Raw genomic sequence first — 16,517 nt, forward strand, 5'->3', positions numbered from 1 at the left:
TGAACGGGTGACCCGTGGGGCATACAACCCCCGTGAATTCCTTACGCGTTCGCAGCGGCATCCTCGGCCTGGCCCTGCTGGCCGGCCTGTCCACCACGACCCCGACCGCCGCCTCCGCCACCGCCTCCGAGGTGGCGCCCTCCCCCACCGTCGAGGAACAACGGCTGGAGAAAGCCGTACCGCAGGAGATCCTCGCCCGCTCCGGATTCGACTCCGTGGCACCCGAGTTCACCGCCGCCCTCGGCTCCGCCCGCTCCTACGCGCAGGCACGCCGCGTCGTCGTGCGGGCGGGGTCCGCGCTGTGGCGGCGGGCCGTCGACCGGGTGCAGGGGCGGGGTCCGGCGGGCGGTGACCTGAGCCGGGACGACGACCGGCCGCTGTACTGGGCCCGGCTCGGCATGACCCGGGAAGTACGCACCTGGGAGCCGGGGTTCGGTCTCACGGGCGCCCAACGGACGGCCCTGCTCGACGCCTTGGAGCGCACCTCGCGCGGCCAGACCGACATCCACCACCCGCTGCGGCACGCCAAGGGACTCAAGCGCGTCCTGGTCACCGGCTTCGACCCGTTCACCCTGGACCGCGACATCCGGATCTCCAATCCCTCCGGCGCGAGCGCCCTCGCCCTCGACGGCACGGTGATCGAGACGGCGGACGGGCCGGCCCGGGTGGAGACGGCCGTGTTCCCGGTGCGCTGGCAGGACTTCGCGGACGGCACGGTGGAGCGCACGCTGCGGCCCTATCTGCCGCACGTCGACCTGTTCGCGACCGTCAGCCAGGGGCGGATCGGGCGCTTCGACGTGGAGCGCACGAACGGCGCCTGGCGCGGGGGCTTCCCCGACAACGACAACATCGGGCGGACCGAGACCGTCCCGGTCGCCGATCCCGCCTCGCAGCCGCAGTGGACGGCGACGACCCTGCCGTACGCGGCCGTGGTCGCCGCGGACACCGGGCGGTTCCCGGTGTACGACAACACGAGCGTGACCGAGATCCCGGCGGGCGGAACGGACGCCGTGGTGCGGGCGGACGGGCCGACGGCGGGGTCGACCGCCCGGGCCGGGGGCGGGGGGAACTACCTGTCCAACGAGATCGCGTACCGGGCGACACTGCTGCGGGACCGGCTGGGGCTGCACGACCGGCTGCCGGGCGGGCATGTGCACACGCCGGTGCTGCAGTTCGGCGCCGGGAACACGAGCGAGGTGACCGACCCGGAGTTCGTACGGAACCGGCTGGACATCATCGCCCAGGTGCGGGCGATCCTGGCCGTGGCCGTCGCCGCCGAGTAGACACCCACCAGACGGCGAACGGCGTCTCGGTCATGCGGTGAGTTCCTCCTCGGCGGCTTCGCCGGTCTCCTCCCGGATCTCCTCGCCCAGCAGGTCACGGGCCATGAGGGTGGCGCCGGCGACCGCGCCCGGCATCAGGAACACCGCGACGACGGGGATCAGGAAGGCCAGGCCCAGGGGTGTGCCGAAGCCCCAGACCAGGGCCTTGCGGGAGCGGAGGAGGGTGAGGCGGGCGCGCAGGTCGACGTCGCGGCGCTGGAGGGCGACGGCGGTCAGCTCCTCGGTGAGGAAGAAGCCGGTGACGAGGAACCCGATCACGGGCACGACGGTCTGCCCGACGAGCGGCACGAACCCGGCGGCGAAGAGCAGGATGCCCCAGACGGCCGCGCGCACCAGGATGCGCAGGCTGTCCCGTGCGGAGATCCACAGTTCCCGCCAGAGCGGCAGCCCCGACTCCGGTGCCGTGCCGTCGGGGGACACGTCCCGGTCGACCGTCTCGGAGAGGCTCTCGTAGAAGGGCTGGCCGATGAGGAGCGTGACGGCGGTGAAGGTGAGGACGGCGAGGAGGAGGCCGAGGGCGAAGAGTACGAGCACGAGGAGGCCGCGGAAGAGGCCGAGCCAGGGGCTGGACCAGTCGTCGGCGAAGGGGGTGGCCCAGGCGACGAAGTCCGTGCCCCACACGGCGAGCGCGACGAGCGCCGCCAGGTAGAGGACGAGCGTGATCAGACCGGGCAGCAGTCCGAAGCCGTACTGCTTGCCGTTGCGGGCCACCCAACGCTGGCCCTTCATCAGATACTGGAAACCCGCCCCGAGATCTCGCATGGCCGAACTCTATCGGTCGTGTGCATATCGTCTCCGGCTCGGGTGATCAGCCCGCCGACACCGTCACCACCACCCCCCGCTCCCCCGTCGGCGACACCACCGCCGACACCCGCACCGCCGTCGCCCGCGCGACCCGCCCCGCCCGTGCGGCGCCCGCCAGCAGCGCGGGCCGGAGCTGTTCCAGCCCCGTCACCACCAGTTCCTCCCCCGCCACCAGCACCGGCCGTACCGCATTCGCCGAGGCGGCCGCCGCCTCCGTGAGGTCGGCCAGGGCGGGCAGCGCGGCGCGTACGACGTCCGCTCCCGCCGTCGCCGCCCGTTCCGCGAGGGCCACCTGCGCGGGCATCAGGGGCGCCACGGCCGCCGTCACGGCGTCCGCGATCCGGCGCAGCTCCGGGGAGGACTCGCGCAGGACCTCCGCCGCCGCTCGGAGCAGCGGGGCCAGGGCGAGCAGGGTGCCCGCCGCCAGACCGGCACCCGCCGGGAGCAGTGGCGAACTCGCCTCGATCAGCTCGCCCAGCGCCGCCGTGAGCTCCTCCACCGCCGGTTCCACACCGTCCAGCACCGGCTGCAGGCTGTCCCCGAGGGCGGCGACGAGGCGGTAGAAGGCCTCCTGGGCCTCGGGAGAGGCGCCGGCGTCCGCGAGCTGCGCGGTCGTCCAGCGCAGCATCCGCAGCGCCTCCCCGCCGGAACCGTCCCTCGGGTCGAGGGTGTTGATCGCGATCTTCGTGATGTTGCCCGCCGTGTCGAGGAGTTGGCCGGTGATGTCGGTCGCGCTGCGGGCCATGCGCAGCACGTCGTCCCTGCTGGGGAGGGAAGGGATCGTTGCCATGGGATCCTCCTGGCCTCACGCGCACCCGGTGCCCTCAGCATGCCCACTCCCGGCGGCCCTCGTGGGCGGTCCGGGGTATCGGTGGCACCAACACCGTGTTGTCGCGGTTGAGTCGAACGGGTACACCTCGCCGTACCGAACTACGAAAGCCCCACGAGCTGCGGAAGCAGGGCCGGCGGCTGAGCTGGAGGAGGAGCGGATGACGACGGAGATCCACGGCACCGTGGCTGACGGCTTCGAGGCGGTGCGGCAGGAGTTCGCCGCGTTCGTTGCGGAGGAACAGCCGGATTACGAGGGCCAGTTGTGTGCTCATCTGCACGGGCGGCGGGTCGTCGACCTGTGGGCGGGCGGTGACGCCGACTCGCTGTACGGCGTGTACTCGTCGACCAAGGGCGCGGCCCATCTGGTGGTCGCGCTGCTCGTCCAGGACGGCACCCTCGAACTGGACCGCAAGGTCACGTACTACTGGCCGGAGTTCGCGGCCGAGGGCAAGGGCCAGCTGACGCTGCGCGAGCTGATCGCGCACCGGGCCGGGGTGGTCGGCACGGACACCGGCTTCTCGCCGCAGGAACTGGCCGACGACCGGCAGCTCGCCGAGCGCCTCGCCGACCAGCGCCCGTTCTGGCGCCCGGGCACCGCCTTCGGCTACCACGCGCTGGTCATCGGCGCGCTCACGGGTGAGGTCGTACGGCGGGCCACGGGCCGTACGCTCCAGGAGGTGTACGAAGAACGGGTGCGCGCCCCCTATGGGCTGGACTTCTTCCTGGGGCTGCCCGCGGCGCACGAGCCGCGCTTCCGCACCGCGCAGCCGATGGCGCCGACGGCCGAGCAGCGGGCCCTGCTCGACTCCCTGCCCGGCGGACCGCACACGCTCGCCGCGATCGCCTTCAACCGGCACACCGCCGAGCCCACCGACCTCGCACTCCTCCCGAACGACCCGCTGGTCCGGGCCAAGGGGCCGGCCTCGGTGGGCGGGGTCGCCTCGGCGCGCGGGCTGGCGGGGCTGTACGCGGCGGCGATCAGCGAGGTGGAGGGGAAGGCGCCGCTGCTGAAGGAGGACACGGCGGCGGAGTTCGGGCAGTTCCACTCGGTCGGGTACGACCTGGTGGCGCGGACGCACAAGTCGTACGGGCTGGGGTTCCAGGCGGTCGCGGACACCTGGCACCCGTTCCTGGGCGTCGGGGCGTTCGGGCACAGCGGTGCGGGTGGCTGCCAGGCGTTCGCGGATCCGCGCAGCGGGCTGGCCTACGGGTACACCAGGCGCCGGTTCGCCTTCCCGGGCGGGGCGGCGCCGGAGAACGACCGGCTGGCGGCGGCCGTCCACAGGGCGGCGCTGGCTTCCAGGTGACGTACGAGACGAGGGCCGCACCCCACGTCCAGGGGTGCGGCCCTCGTCATAGGCAACGACCGGGGCCGAGCCGGCGTCACGCCGAAGTTCAGACGGGTCAGATCTTGACGATCATCTTCCCGGTGTTGTCGCCCCGCAGGACGCCGAGGAACGCCTCCAGGTTGTTCTCGATGCCCTCGACGACCGTCTCGCGGTACTTCAGCTCGCCCGAGCGGACCCAGGCGCCGACCTCCTGGACGAACTGCGGCTGCAGGTCGTAGTGGTCGCCGACCAGCAGGCCCTCGATGCGGCCGCGGGTCTGGATGAGACGGGCGAGGTTCTTCGGGCCGGGGGCGGGCTCGGTGTTGTTGTAGACGGAGATCATGCCGCAGATGGCGATGCGGCCGCCCTGGTTGAGGGAGCCGATGGCGGCTTCGAGGTGGTCCCCGCCGACGTTGTCGAAGTAGACGTCGATCCCGTCGGGAGCGGCCTGCCGCAGCTGCTCGGCCACCGGCCCGTTCTTGTAGTTGAACGCGGCGTGGAAGCCGTACTCCTCGACGAGCAGCTTGACCTTGTCGTCCGAGCCCGCGGACCCGATGACCCGCGAGGCCCCCTTGAGCTTGGCGATCTGCCCGACCTGGCTGCCGACGGCCCCGGCCGCGCCGGAGACGAACACGGAGTCGCCCTCCTTGAAGGCGGCGGTGCGCAGGAGGCCCGCGTAGGCGGTGAGGCCGGTCATGCCGAGGACGCCGAGGTAGGTGGAGAGGGGCGCGGCCTCGGGGTCGACCTTGACGGCCTGCTTGGCGTCGATGGTGGCGTACTCGCGCCAGCCGCCGAAGTGGAGGACGTGGTCGCCGACGGCGATCCCGTCGGCCCCGGAGGCGACGACCTCCCCCACGGCCCCGCCCTGCATGGCCTTGCCCAGCTCGAAGGGGGCGACGTACGACTTGGCGGCGGACATCCGGCCCCTCATGTACGGGTCGACGGAGAGGTACGCGTTGCGCACGAGCACCTGACCGGGACCGGGCTGCCGTATCTCCGCCTCGGCCAGTTCGAAGTCCTCGGGCTTCGGCCAGCCGACGGGACGGCTGAGCAGACGCCACTCGCGGCTGGTGTCGGGGACGGCGGAGTCAGTCATGGGAGGGTCGCCTTGCCTTTCACTTCTCACATCAAAAAGCTTCACTACCTGAAACAACCATGCGCCTGAACATTTCAGGATGTCAAGTAAACGGGTACGCTGAGACGCATGGCCACCTCACAACGGACCCCCCTCCCCGACGCTCTGACCATGGAGGTCGTCGAGCTGATCGGCGAGGTCGTGGCCCGCTTCTACGAGGACTACGAGGACGCGGCCGCCGACCACGCCCTGACGGGCGCCCAGGCCCGTCTCCTCAGTCTCCTGTCCCTCGAACCGCTCCCCATGCGCAAACTCGCCCAGAAGCTGAAGTGCGAGCCGTCCAACGTGACGGGGATCGTCGACCGGCTGGAGACCCGGGGCCTGGTGGAGCGGCGACCCGACCCCACCGACCGCCGGGTGAAGCTGGCGGCCGCGACGGAGGAGGGCCGCAGGGTCGCCAAGGGCCTGCGAGAGTCCCTGCGCTTCGCCCGCGAACCACTGGCGGGCCTGGGGGAGCAGGAGCGGGTGGTGTTGCGGGGGTTGTTGCGGCGGATGCTGGACGCCTGACGAGAGCGGGTCGCGAGGTGAGTCTCGTGTCAGTGGCCCGGTTTCGCTCAGTTGCCCAGGAGAGTGAGCAGCTGCTGGGTGGCCCGGCAGCCGGCGCCCGCCGTCTGCAGGAACCGCTGGATGCGCCCTACCGCCTGCTCACGCGACGCGTCGCCGCCCTCGGCCAACGCGGCGTCCAGGACGTCGGCATTAGGAGTAGGAACGTTCCCACAGCCGGACAAGACCGGAATCCGGCCGGTCACGGCCAAGCGCCGGTGGAGCGCCCGCCTCAGTCGTCGGAGTACGACTGACTGCCGGAGCTCGAGCGCCGGCTCCTGCGGTCCATCGCGCGTAGCGCCTCACCCAGCCCCAGCGTCACCGCGGCCACCACACGCACCCAGCGGGGGCCTCCGCGCGACGCCCACACGACGCAGACGCATCCGCCGATCACGAACACGAGCAATCCGATCAGGACGAGTATCTCCACGCTCTCCTCTTTCGTGTCTTTCTTCGGTCCCCGAAGTTGTACACGTCCGCGGAACGGGCCCGGTTCCCGTTGATCTGCTCGTGCCCCGACCAGCGGCTGCGGGCCGGCTGGATACCTCCCGGCGGTCTTCGCGGTCGGGCCCGGGTCGCGAGGGGGACCAGGTGGTGCGGGAGTCCTGGTACCCGCCGGGGCACGGCGCCGGCACTCCGGACGGGGATCCGAAGAGATGTCCCCGGGTGTCCGGCGGGAGCCGCAAGCGCGCCGAGGAGCTGGGATCGCGCCGGCCGTACGACACCTGAGAGGCCCTCCCCGCACGGGGAGGGCCTTGTCGCTCAGGTCTTCTTGCGGGTCGTCATGAACCGCTGGATCAGGATGAACGCACACAGCAGCACCCCGGTGGCGATCTTCGTCCACCAGGAGCTGAGCGTGCCCTCGAACTGGATGAGGCTCTTGATCAGACCCAGCACCAGGACCCCGAAGAGGGTCCCCAGGACGTACCCGGAGCCGCCCGTCAGCAGGGTGCCGCCGATGACCACCGCGGCGATCGCGTCGAGTTCCATTCCGGTCGCGTGCAGCGGGTCGCCGGACTGGATGTACAGGGTGAAGAGAAGACCGGCGAGGGCCGAGCAGAAGCCGCTCACCGTGTACACGGCGATCTTGGTGCCGCCCTGCGGGAGACCCATCAGCAGGGCCGACTGCTCGTTGCCGCCGATGGCGTAGACCCGGCGGCCGAAGCGGGTGTAGTGCAGGACGTAGAAGGCCACGGCGAGGACGACCAGTGAGACCACCGCGCCGATGGACAGGAATCCCATGCCCAGCGACACCTGCGCCTGGGCCATGCTGCTCACCGAGGAGTCGGTGATGGAGATCGACTCCTTGCTGATCACCAGGCACAGGCCGCGGAAGAGGAAGAGTCCGGCGAGGGTCACGATGAAGGGCTGGATCTCGAAGTTGTGGATCACATAGCCCATCAGGAAGCCGCCGAACGCGCCCACGGCCAGCGCCATGGGGATCACGACCGGCAGCGGCAGGCCCTGGCGTTCCACCAGCCAGGCCGTGAACATCGTCGTGAAGCCGATCATCGAGCCGACGGACAGGTCGATGCCGCCGGACAGGATGACGAAGGTGACACCGACGGCGGCGACCAGCAGATAGCCGTTGTCGATGAACAGGTTCAGAAAGACCTGCGGTTCGGCGAACCCGTAGTACTGGTACCGGCCCAGGCCGACGCCGTACATCACGAGGAACAGCAGGGCCGTCGCCGCGACGGGCAGGCGACGGTCGCCGAGCAGCCGTGCCGCCCTGGACGGGGTACGGCTGTCCGGAGCAGCCGTGGGGCTCTGGGTGGTCGTGGTCATCACGACACCTCCATCTTGGGGGCGGCGTCGGTCGCCGAGGCGGTGTCCGCCGGGGCGGCGGCCGGCTTGGCGCTTGCCTTCGGGCCGGATCCGGCGCCGAACCTGGCGCCGAAGAGCTTGGCGCGGAACTTCGGGGACTGCAGCAGGCAGACGACGATGACGACGGCGGCCTTGAAGACCAGGTTGGTCTGGGTCGGCACGCCGATGGTGTAGATCGTGGTGGTCAGGGTCTGGATGACGAGGGCGCCGACCACCGTGCCGCCGATGGAGAACCGGCCGCCCAGCAGGGAGGTGCCGCCGATCACCACGGCGAGGATGGCGTCCAGCTCGATCCACAGGCCGGCGTTGTTGCCGTCGGCGGCCGAGGTGTTGGAGCTGATCATCAGGCCCGCGATGCCGGCGCACAGGGCGCAGAACACATACACCATGATCTTGATGCGGCGGGACCTGATGCCCACCAGACGGCTGGCCTCGGCGTTGCCGCCGACCGACTCGACGAGCAGGCCGAGCGCCGTGCGGCGGGTGAGCGCCACGGTGACGGCCACGACCACGGCGACGACGAAGATGGAGAAGGGCAGCGTCAGCCAGTAGCCGCCGCCGATCAGCTTGTACGGCTCGCTGTTGATGGTGATGATCTGCCCGTCGGTGATGAGCTGGGCGACACCGCGGCCGGCGACCATGATGATCAGCGTGGCGATGATCGGCTGGATGCCCATCCGGGCGACCAGGAAACCGTTCCACAGACCGCAGACCACGGCGGCCAGCAGGCCGATGCCCATCGCGAGCAGCACCCCGGACAGGGCGCCCTGGTCGGCCCGGTGGCTGATGTAGGAGCAGGTCAGGGCTCCGGTGATGGCGACCACGGCGCCGACGGAGAGATCGATGCCGCCGGTGGCGATGACCAGGGTCATGCCGACCGCGACCAGGATGAGGGGCGAGCCGAACAGGACGATCGAGACGAGGCTGCCGTAGAGGTGGCCGTCCGTCATCCTGATCGAGAAGAAGTCGGGCGTGAAGGGCACGTTGACGAGCAGCAGGACGACCAGGACCGCGACCGGCCAGAACAGATGGTGGTGCGTCAGCGCTCGCCAGCGGGAGGTGGTGGTCACTGGTGTTCTCCGCTCGCGATGGTCTCGAGGATCTTGCTGGTGGTGATCTCGGGCCCGTTGGTGATCCGCGCCACCAGCCGGCGGTCGCGCAGCACTCCGATGGTGTGGCTGAGCCGGAGCACCTCCTCCAGCTCGGCCGCGATGTACAGGACGGACATGCCGTCCTCGGAGAGGGAGACGACGAGTTTCTGGATCTCCGCCTTGGCGCCGATGTCGATGCCGCGGGTCGGCTCGTCCAGGATCAGCAGCTTCGGCTGGGTGATCAGCCAGCGGGCCAGCAGCACCTTCTGCTGGTTGCCGCCGCTGAGCTGGCCGACCCTGGCCTCGGGGTTGGCCGGGCGGATGTCGAGCGCCTTGATGTACTTGGCGACGAGTTCGTCGCGCTGGGCGGCCGGGATGGGCCTGGTCCAGCCGCGCGCGGCCTGCAGGGCCAGGATGATGTTCTCCCGCACCGTCAGATCGGGCACCAGTCCCTCGCTCTTGCGGTTCTCGGAGCAGAACGCGACCCCGGCGCCGATCGCGTCGTTCGGGGCGCTCATCGAGACCTGCTTGCCGTCGACGGAGACCTTGCCGCTGTCGGGCTGGTCGGCGCCGAAGAGCAGGCGGGCGAGTTCGGTGCGGCCGGAGCCGAGCAGTCCGGCGAGCCCGATCACCTCGCCCTTCTTGATCTCCAGGTCGAAGGGGGCGATACCGCCGGTCCTGCCGAGGCCGTTGGCCTGGAGCAGCGTCTCGCCCGTGTCGGAGTGCAGCTGGTGGTCGTGGAGCTCCTCGAGCTGGCCCATGGCCTTGCCGAGCATGAGCTGGACGAGGCCGACCTGGTCGAGGTCGCGCACCAGGTGCTCACCGACGAGGGTGCCGTTGCGCAGGACGGTCATCCGGTCGCAGACCTCGTAGATCTGGTCGAGGAAGTGCGAGACGAACAGGATCGCCACCCCCTGGTCCTTCAACCGCCGCATCAGGGCGAAGAGTTGCAGGACCTCGTCGCGGTCGAGGCTGGAGGTGGGCTCGTCGAGGACCAGCACCTTGGTGCCTGCTCCCTCGCCGCCGCTGTCACCAGTGCCCAACGACCGTACGATCGCGACCAGTTGCTGCACCGCCAGCGGGTACGAGGACAGGGGGGCGGTGACGTCGATGTCGAGGCCGAGCCGGTCCACCAGCTCCGCCGCCTCCTGGCGCAGCCGCTTCCACTGGATGCGGCCCATGCGGGTCGGTTCGCGGCCGATGAAGATGTTCTCCGCCACCGACAGGTTCGGGCAGAGGTTGACCTCCTGGTAGACCGTGCTGATGCCGGCCTGCTGGGCCTGCAGCGGGCTGCCGAACCGCACCGACCTGCCGTCCAGCGTGATGGTGCCGCCGTCCAGGGAGTAGACCCCCGTCAGCACCTTGATGAGGGTGGACTTGCCCGCGCCGTTCTCGCCCATCAGGGCGTGGATCTCGCCGGGGAAGAGCCGGAAGTCGACGTCCGACAGAGCCCGTACCCCCGGGAACTCTTTGACTATGCCCGTCATTTCCAGGACGGGCCGCGGCTCTGCCATACCTCTCCTTGTGAGGGAACCACCGGCTTTGCCCGGTGAGGGATTTCAGTCCGTTAGGTTGACTACGCCCCGCAAGGGGCCGGTTCGGGCTGGACCGCAGCTTTCGGACTGGAAGCCCCATCGGGGGCGGAGTCACGGCAGCGCTCCTCGTGAGAGAGATCGAGCCGCTGCAGGCCCACAGGGCCCGGCCGACCGACATTCCGGTCGGCCGGAGGCCCCTGCCGGTGGGTGCGTCGGTCAGTACTTGCGGCTCGGGAGCGCGGCCTTGGCCTGGTCCTGCATGAAGTCGCCCTCCTTGGTCTTGATCCAGCGCTCGACCGTCTCGCCGTCCTTGACCTTCTTCACGACGTCCATCAACTGGGGGCCGAGCAGCGGGTTGCACTCGACGATGGCGTTGATCTTGCCCTCGGACATGGCCACGAAGCCGTCCTTCACGCCGTCGATCGAGACGATCAGGATGTCCTTGCCGGGCTTCTTGCCCGCCGCCTCGATGGACTGGATGGCGCCGATGGCCATGTCGTCGTTGTGCGCGAAGAGCACGTTGACGTCCGGGTTGGACTGCAGGAACGCCGCCATGACCTGCTTGCCGCCGGCGCGGGTGAAGTCGCCGGTCTGGCTGACGACGATCTTCCAGTCGTCCGCGTGGTCGGCGTCCATGACCTCCTTGAAGCCCTTGGCGCGCTCGATCGCCGGGGCGGCGCCGGTGGTGCCCTCCAGCTGGGCGATCTTGACCGCGCCCTTGTGGCCGGCCTTCTCCAGGACCTTCTCGAGGATCTTGGCGGCGCGGCGGCCCTCGTCGGTGAAGTCGGAGCCGACCAGGGTGACGTACAGGGAGTCGTCGGAGGTCTCCACCGAGCGGTCGGTCAGGACGACCGGGATCTTCGCGGCCTTGGCCTCCTTGAGCACCGCGTCCCAGCCGGTGACGACCACCGGCGAGAAGGCGATGACGTCGACCTTCTGCGCGATGTAGCTGCGGATCGCGGAGATCTGGTTCTCCTGCTTCTGCTGCGCGTCGGAGAACTTGAGGGTGTACCCCGCCTCCTTGGCCGCGTCCTTCACCGAGGTGGTGTTGGCGCTGCGCCAGCCGCTCTCCGAGCCGACCTGGGAGAAGCCGAGTGTGATGGTCTTGCTGCCCCCGGCGGAGGAGCTGGAGGCGCTCTCGTCCTTCTTGGCGCAGGCTGCCAGGCCGCCCGCGGCCGCCACGCCGACCGCCGCGGTGAGGAAGTTCCTTCTGCTGAGCATGTTCTTCTCCTTTGAAGAGCCGGCCCGGGGACGGACCTGCTGGTACTCGGGGGACCGGCCGCACTACGTCCAGCCTGTCGATCATTGTTCGGCATATCGGCCACGCTGCTGGGGGAGCGGCCGACGGGCCTGTCTGTCAGAGGGGCACGCCTTCGGGTTGCGAGGCCTGCGGGAACGTACTGGCGCGGACGACGAGTTGGGGCTCGATCGCGACCCGCGGCGGGGCTGCGGACGGACTGCCCTCGATCATCCCCAGGAGCAGGGCGATGCCCTGCTTGCCCACCGCCGAGAAGTCCTGCCGGACGGTGGTGAGGGGAGGAGCGAAGAACTCCGACTCCGGGATGTCGTCGAAGCCGACCACCGCGACGTCCTGGGGAGTCCGCACCCCCGCCTCCCGCAGGGCCCGCAACACCCCCAGCGCCATCTGGTCGTTGGCCACGAAGACGGCGGTCAGCCCGCGGCCCACCCAGCCCGCCAGTTCCTGGCCGGCACGGTAGCCCGACAGCGGACTCCAGTCTCCGCGCAGCATCAGGGGCGGTTCGACGTCCGCCGCTTCGAGGGTCGCCCGCCAGCCGTCGGCCCGGTCGGCCGCCTCCTGCCAGTCCTCGGGCCCGGCGAGGTGCCAGACCTTGTGGTGGCCGGCGGACAGCAGATGGCGGGTGGCCAGCCGCGCCCCGAGGTGCTGGTCCACGCTGACACTGGGGATGTGCACGCCCGGCCCGCTGCCCACGACCACCACCGGGAAGGGGTGGCGCAGTTCGGCCAGGGCGTCCACCGCCGACCGTTGCGGAGCGATGGCGACCACCCCTTCCACCCCGCCCTCGCTGAGGTGGTCGAGGGCCTCGGACAGGGTCTCCATGGTCAGTTCGCGCAGACTGACCGTCGAGACGAGATAGCCCTCGGCACGCGCCGCCTCCTCGAGCGCGAACAGCGTGCTGGCCGGCCCGTAGAGGGTGGTGTCGGACGCGACCACACCCAGGGTCCGGGTGCGCCGGGTCACCAGGGCCCGTGCGGAGGAGTTGCGGCGGTAGCCCATCTCCTCGATCGCGCGCCGCACCCTGGCCCGGGTCTCCTCCCGCACATTGGGGTGATCACCCAGCACACGGGACACGGTCTGGTGGGACACGCCGGCCAGGCGTGCCACGTCGGCCATGGTGGGCGGCCGAAGCTGCGCGTGTGTCACGGCCGCACCTCCTTGGCGGTCGTCTGCGGACAAGGCCTGTGATGGGGGCGGACCACTCCGCGCCGTCGGCTTCACGCCGGGGTTTCTGGACGTGCAACGACCGTGACGGGGAGGGCGATTCGCGGCAGTGCGGACACGACGCTCATACCTCCCCCGCTGGCGCTGGACACTGACTGGTGAATGCGGACGTCATTGTGAGCGCTAACAATTCATGGCGGTCAAGAGGGCTGCACCGGAAGGTCGTCACGGTTGAATAACGCAGACCGTGACGGAACTTGTGGATCGGGTCGGCCGTGAGGCACTCAACCCCAGCCCACGCCCGGGATGTCGGCGACGCCGCCGAGCCTTACGAGCACCACCACAGGAACCGCGTGCACGTCTCCGACGGCGAGGGTTCCGGGGACGAGGTGTCCGGCGCCGTCGGGTCGGCGGTCGGGGTGGAACCGGAGCCCGACGGGGTCGTCGCGCCGGAGGTCGATCCGGAGGAGCCGGGAATCGTGGCCGACTGGGCGTCCTTGTCCGGGGTCGGGGTGGAGTCGTCCTTGTCGTCGGAGGACTGCGACGCCGAGGGGGAGGTGGAGACGTCGGGCGAGGACGAGGCCTTGGTGTCACCCGCGTCCGACCGGTCGTCCAGGGGCTGCGCGGACGCGCTCGGACGCGCCGTGGAGTCGTCGACCTCGGACGACTCGCCCCCGGCCGCCGCCGGGTTCGGGGAGGAGAATCCTGGCGCGTCCACACCGAGTTCGGCCAGACCGAGGCCACCCGCCGCCAGGACGAACCCGGCGGTGATCAGCAGCGTGCGCCGGCGGCGCCTGCGGTGGACCGCGGCCTTGCGGTCACGACGGCTCGCATCCGGTGCGACGGCCGCACCGGCGCCGCCCCGCCGGCCACCCCGGCCCTGCCCTCGACGGCGCGCGGCACGGCCCCGCGGCTCGCCGCCGTCACCCTCGTGAGCGCCCGGACCGTCAGGACCGTCAGGATCGCCGCGATCACCCCGGTCGCCGTCGTCGCCGCGGTCGCCGTCGTCCCGGCTGTCGTCAGCGGCGTGATCATCGCCGTCGGCGCGGCCGGCGAGGGCGCCATGACCGACGGGAGCACCGGCGTCGCCCTGCCGCCCCGGCTCGTACGCGCCCCGCGGATACGCGCGTAGCGGTTCGGCAGGTGCGCCGCACCCCGGGCAGGCGAGGGCGCCGTTGAGGTGCCGTCGGCACGGGTGGCAGTAGTCCATGACGCGGGAAGACTAGGTTCCCCGGCGGTCAGGTTCCGAGGCCGGCCTGTGAAAGTTGTGTGGTAAACAGCCCATACCGGCGCGGTGACTCGAGTGATGTGGCACACACCGCCGCGCCCGATTTTCGAAAGCGACACCGAAACAGTCGAAAGCGTTACCTGTTCGACCCATTGACACTCCCCTCGCGGCATCCTTACTGTCTGCCCAGCATTTCGAACATGTGACGAAATCTCGAACAGCCGAAGGGTAACTTCCGTGCGCATCACCGGAATCAGCACGCACGTGGTCGGCACGCCGTGGCGCAACCTGACCTACGTCCTGGTGCACACCGACGAGGGCATCACGGGTGTCGGCGAGACCCGCATGCTGGGCCACACCGACGCGCTGATCGGCTATCTGAGAGAGGCCGAGCAGAATCACATTCTCGGCTCCGACCCGTTCGCTGTCGAGGACCTGACCCGCCGCATGAAGTACGGCGACTACGGGCGGGCCGGCGAGATCGTGATGTCCGGCATCGCGGTCGTCGAGATGGCCTGCTGGGACATCAAGGGCAAGGCCCTGGGCGTCCCCGTCTGGCAGCTGCTCGGCGGCAAGGTGACGGACAAGGTCAAGGCGTACGCCAACGGCTGGTACACCACGGAGCGGACCCCGGAGGCCTACCACAAGGCCGCCCAGGGGGTCGTTGAGCGCGGCTACAAGGCCCTCAAGATCGACCCCTTCGGCACCGGTCACTTCGAGCTGGACCACGAGCAGACCCTGTACGCGGTCTCCCTCATCGAGGCCGTGCGCGACGCCATCGGGCCGGACGCCGAGCTGATGCTGGAGATGCACGGCCGCTTCTCCCCCGCCACCGCCGTCCGCCTCGCCCGCGAACTGGCCCCGTTCAAGCCCGCCTGGCTGGAGGAGCCCTGCCCGCCGGAGAACCTGAAGGCCCTGGAGAAGGTCGCCGCGAAGGTCGACATCCCCGTCGCCACCGGTGAGCGCATCCACGACCGCATCGAGTTCCGCGAGCTCTTCGAGAGCCAGTCCGTCGACATCATCCAGCCGGACGTCGGCCACATCGGTGGTATCTGGGAGACCCGGAAGCTCGCCGCCACCGCCGAGACGCACTACATGCTCGTCGCCCCCCACAACGTGGGCGGCTCCGTCCTGACCGCCGCCTCTCTCCAGGTCGGCTTCACCTCCCCCAACTTCAAGATCCTCGAGCACTTCAACGACTTCGCCGACGCGGAGATCAAGAAGGTGGTCAAGGGGGCCCCCGAGGTGATCGACGGATACTTCCACCTCTCCGACGCCCCGGGTCTCGGTGTCGAGCTGGACGTCGACGCCGCAGCCGAGTTCCCGCAGCAGCAGGCCCGCTTCGACCTGTGGGCCGAGGGATGGGAGCAGCGCAAGCCGAAGGGCACGCAGAAGTGAGCACCGCTGTCGTCATCGAGGCGCCGGGGCAGCATCACCTGGAGGAGCACACCCCCCGGGAGCCCGGGCCCGGCGAGGCGCTCGTCCGCGTCCACGCCGTCGGCATCTGCGGCAGCGACCGGGAGGTGTACCAGGGCAACCGGCCCGAGGGGTACGTCCGCTACCCCCTCACCCCGGGCCACGAGTGGTCCGGGACCGTCGAGAAGGTCGGCGCCGGTATCCCCTCCTCCCTCGTCGGCCGCAAGGTCGTCGGTGAGGGCTTCCGCAACTGCCAGGTGTGCGACCGCTGTCACGCGGGCGAGACGACGCTGTGCACGGACGGGTACGAGGAGACCGGCTTCACCCAGCCGGGAGCGATGGCGGCCACCCTCACCCTGCCGGCCCGGCTCCTGCATCCCCTCCAGGACGACGCCGACCTCACGGCCGCCGCACTCCTGGAGCCCGCCGCCTGCATCGCGGCCGCCGCCCTCAAGGCGCACGCCCTGCCGGGTGAGAAGGTCGCGGTCGTCGGCACCGGGACGCTGGGCATGTTCGCCGTCCAGTTCCTGAAGGCCGGATCACCGGCCGAGCTGCTGGTCGTGGGAACGCGCAAGGACCGGGAGTCGCTGTCCCGGCGGTTCGGGGCCACCGACTTCCGCACCCGGGACCAGGAGCTCCCGGACGACTTCGACGTCGTGATCGAGACCGCCGGGTCCGCGTCCGCCGCGCAGACCGCCGCCTCGCTGCTGAGGCGCGGTGGCCGCCTGGTCCTCACGGGGATCCCGGCACCGGGCGCGGACGGGCTCGACCCGACCGATCTCGTCGTACGGCAGCTTGAGGTGCACACCGTCTTCGGGGCGCCGCCGGACGCCTGGTCGCACACCGTGCGGGTGTTCGGCGCCGGGCTGCTCGACCCGCTGCCCCTGGTCACGCACGAGCTGCCGCTGGCCGAGTTCTCACAGGCCATCGAACTGGTGGGCTCCGGGGACCCGAAGGTCGGGAAGGTCCTGCTCCACCCCTAGCCGTACGCCGGTACGGGGGCAACCTGACGGT

The 16,517-nt window shown here is 70.5% G+C and carries 16 protein-coding genes; 6 read left to right on the forward strand and 10 right to left on the reverse strand.

From position 1 onward, the window contains the following. The first annotated feature begins 32 nt into the window (after nucleotides 1-32). Nucleotides 33-1,283 (forward strand): pyroglutamyl peptidase, encoded by a 1,251-nt coding sequence (locus ACIBVL_RS03350; protein WP_399090950.1) that lies wholly within the window; start codon nucleotides 33-35, stop codon nucleotides 1,281-1,283. A 30-nt stretch (nucleotides 1,284-1,313) separates the two neighbouring features. On the opposite strand, the gene ACIBVL_RS03355 is transcribed toward ACIBVL_RS03350, so the two are convergent. Together ACIBVL_RS03355 and ACIBVL_RS03360 are read right to left on the reverse strand one after the other, a co-directional pair. Next, nucleotides 1,314-2,105: an EI24 domain-containing protein gene (locus ACIBVL_RS03355; RefSeq protein WP_399090952.1), complete on the reverse strand. Its 792-nt coding sequence runs from the start codon at nucleotides 2,103-2,105 to the stop codon at nucleotides 1,314-1,316. Between the two features lie 46 nt (nucleotides 2,106-2,151). Then, nucleotides 2,152-2,937: a hypothetical protein gene (locus ACIBVL_RS03360; RefSeq protein WP_399090955.1), complete on the reverse strand. Its 786-nt coding sequence runs from the start codon at nucleotides 2,935-2,937 to the stop codon at nucleotides 2,152-2,154. A 199-nt stretch (nucleotides 2,938-3,136) separates the two neighbouring features. Between ACIBVL_RS03360 and ACIBVL_RS03365 the strand changes: the two genes are divergently transcribed. Next, entirely contained in the window at nucleotides 3,137-4,285 is a 1,149-nt protein-coding gene (locus ACIBVL_RS03365) for a serine hydrolase domain-containing protein (RefSeq protein WP_399090958.1), read from the forward strand. Between the two features lie 97 nt (nucleotides 4,286-4,382). Here the strand turns inward: ACIBVL_RS03365 and ACIBVL_RS03370 are convergent, their stop codons facing one another. Next, nucleotides 4,383-5,402 (reverse strand): NADP-dependent oxidoreductase, encoded by a 1,020-nt coding sequence (locus ACIBVL_RS03370; RefSeq protein WP_399090961.1) that lies wholly within the window; start codon nucleotides 5,400-5,402, stop codon nucleotides 4,383-4,385. 108 nt (nucleotides 5,403-5,510) lie between these two features. On the opposite strand from ACIBVL_RS03370, the gene ACIBVL_RS03375 reads away from it, so the two are divergent. Next, nucleotides 5,511-5,948, forward strand: a complete 438-nt coding sequence (locus ACIBVL_RS03375; RefSeq protein WP_399090963.1) for a MarR family winged helix-turn-helix transcriptional regulator — start codon at nucleotides 5,511-5,513, stop codon at nucleotides 5,946-5,948. Between the two features lie 268 nt (nucleotides 5,949-6,216). On the opposite strand, the gene ACIBVL_RS03380 is transcribed toward ACIBVL_RS03375, so the two are convergent. From ACIBVL_RS03380 to ACIBVL_RS03410, 7 genes are all read right to left on the reverse strand, one after another. Then, nucleotides 6,217-6,414, reverse strand: coding sequence for a hypothetical protein (locus ACIBVL_RS03380; RefSeq protein ID WP_399090966.1), 198 nt, complete (start codon nucleotides 6,412-6,414; stop codon nucleotides 6,217-6,219). Between the two features lie 332 nt (nucleotides 6,415-6,746). Further along, nucleotides 6,747-7,772, reverse strand: coding sequence for a galactofuranose ABC transporter, permease protein YjfF (gene yjfF / locus ACIBVL_RS03385; RefSeq protein WP_399090969.1), 1,026 nt, complete (start codon nucleotides 7,770-7,772; stop codon nucleotides 6,747-6,749). After that, nucleotides 7,772-8,881 (reverse strand): ABC transporter permease, encoded by a 1,110-nt coding sequence (locus ACIBVL_RS03390; RefSeq protein WP_399090973.1) that lies wholly within the window; start codon nucleotides 8,879-8,881, stop codon nucleotides 7,772-7,774. Before ACIBVL_RS03390 ends, yjfF begins: the two co-directional genes overlap by 1 nt. Further along, entirely contained in the window at nucleotides 8,878-10,416 is a 1,539-nt protein-coding gene (locus ACIBVL_RS03395) for a sugar ABC transporter ATP-binding protein (RefSeq protein WP_399090976.1), read from the reverse strand. The genes ACIBVL_RS03390 and ACIBVL_RS03395 overlap by 4 nt, the downstream gene beginning before the upstream one ends. Before the next feature lie 237 nt (nucleotides 10,417-10,653). Next, nucleotides 10,654-11,658 (reverse strand): ABC transporter substrate-binding protein, encoded by a 1,005-nt coding sequence (locus tag ACIBVL_RS03400; RefSeq protein WP_399090979.1) that lies wholly within the window; start codon nucleotides 11,656-11,658, stop codon nucleotides 10,654-10,656. Between the two features lie 136 nt (nucleotides 11,659-11,794). Continuing rightward, a complete protein-coding gene (locus tag ACIBVL_RS03405) occupies nucleotides 11,795-12,841 on the reverse strand; it encodes a LacI family DNA-binding transcriptional regulator (protein ID WP_399090982.1) in 1,047 nt (348 codons plus the stop codon). A 346-nt stretch (nucleotides 12,842-13,187) separates the two neighbouring features. Beyond that, nucleotides 13,188-13,577 carry a hypothetical protein gene (locus ACIBVL_RS03410; RefSeq protein ID WP_399090985.1) on the reverse strand — a complete coding sequence of 130 codons (390 nt, stop codon included), beginning with the start codon at nucleotides 13,575-13,577 and terminating at the stop codon, nucleotides 13,188-13,190. A gap of 81 nt (nucleotides 13,578-13,658) precedes the next feature. Here ACIBVL_RS03410 and ACIBVL_RS03415 point away from each other — a divergent pair, with 81 nt between their 5' ends. The 3 genes from ACIBVL_RS03415 to ACIBVL_RS03425 all read left to right on the forward strand — a co-directional run bounded on the left by ACIBVL_RS03415 (nucleotide 13,659) and on the right by ACIBVL_RS03425 (nucleotide 16,486). Beyond that, on the forward strand, nucleotides 13,659-13,991 hold the full coding sequence (locus ACIBVL_RS03415; RefSeq protein WP_399090988.1) for a hypothetical protein: 333 nt from the start codon (nucleotides 13,659-13,661) through the stop codon (nucleotides 13,989-13,991). A 333-nt stretch (nucleotides 13,992-14,324) separates the two neighbouring features. Then, a complete protein-coding gene (locus ACIBVL_RS03420; protein WP_399090991.1) occupies nucleotides 14,325-15,485 on the forward strand; it encodes a mandelate racemase/muconate lactonizing enzyme family protein in 1,161 nt (386 codons plus the stop codon). Next, complete coding sequence (locus ACIBVL_RS03425) at nucleotides 15,482-16,486, forward strand: zinc-binding dehydrogenase (protein ID WP_399090994.1); 1,005 nt, start codon at nucleotides 15,482-15,484, stop codon at nucleotides 16,484-16,486. Before ACIBVL_RS03420 ends, ACIBVL_RS03425 begins: the two co-directional genes overlap by 4 nt. Nucleotides 16,487-16,517: the final 31 nt, after the last annotated feature.

The sequence above is a fragment of the Streptomyces sp. NPDC049687 genome, from assembly GCF_044465285.1.
In the GTDB taxonomy this organism is placed as follows: domain Bacteria; phylum Actinomycetota; class Actinomycetes; order Streptomycetales; family Streptomycetaceae; genus Streptomyces.

What these genes read in the sequence shown, in the direction of transcription:
- yjfF (WP_399090969.1), bottom strand. Translation starts at nt 7,772, where the DNA reads ATGACCACGACCACCCAGAGCCCCACGGCTGCTCCGGACAGCCGTACC.
- ACIBVL_RS03360 (WP_399090955.1), bottom strand. Translation starts at nt 2,937, where the DNA reads ATGGCAACGATCCCTTCCCTCCCCAGCAGGGACGACGTGCTGCGCATG.
- ACIBVL_RS03370 (WP_399090961.1), bottom strand. Translation starts at nt 5,402, where the DNA reads ATGACTGACTCCGCCGTCCCCGACACCAGCCGCGAGTGGCGTCTGCTC.
- ACIBVL_RS03365 (WP_399090958.1), top strand. Translation starts at nt 3,137, where the DNA reads ATGACGACGGAGATCCACGGCACCGTGGCTGACGGCTTCGAGGCGGTG.
- ACIBVL_RS03375 (WP_399090963.1), top strand. Translation starts at nt 5,511, where the DNA reads ATGGCCACCTCACAACGGACCCCCCTCCCCGACGCTCTGACCATGGAG.
- ACIBVL_RS03395 (WP_399090976.1), bottom strand. Translation starts at nt 10,416, where the DNA reads ATGGCAGAGCCGCGGCCCGTCCTGGAAATGACGGGCATAGTCAAAGAG.
- ACIBVL_RS03355 (WP_399090952.1), bottom strand. Translation starts at nt 2,105, where the DNA reads ATGCGAGATCTCGGGGCGGGTTTCCAGTATCTGATGAAGGGCCAGCGT.
- ACIBVL_RS03400 (WP_399090979.1), bottom strand. Translation starts at nt 11,658, where the DNA reads ATGCTCAGCAGAAGGAACTTCCTCACCGCGGCGGTCGGCGTGGCGGCC.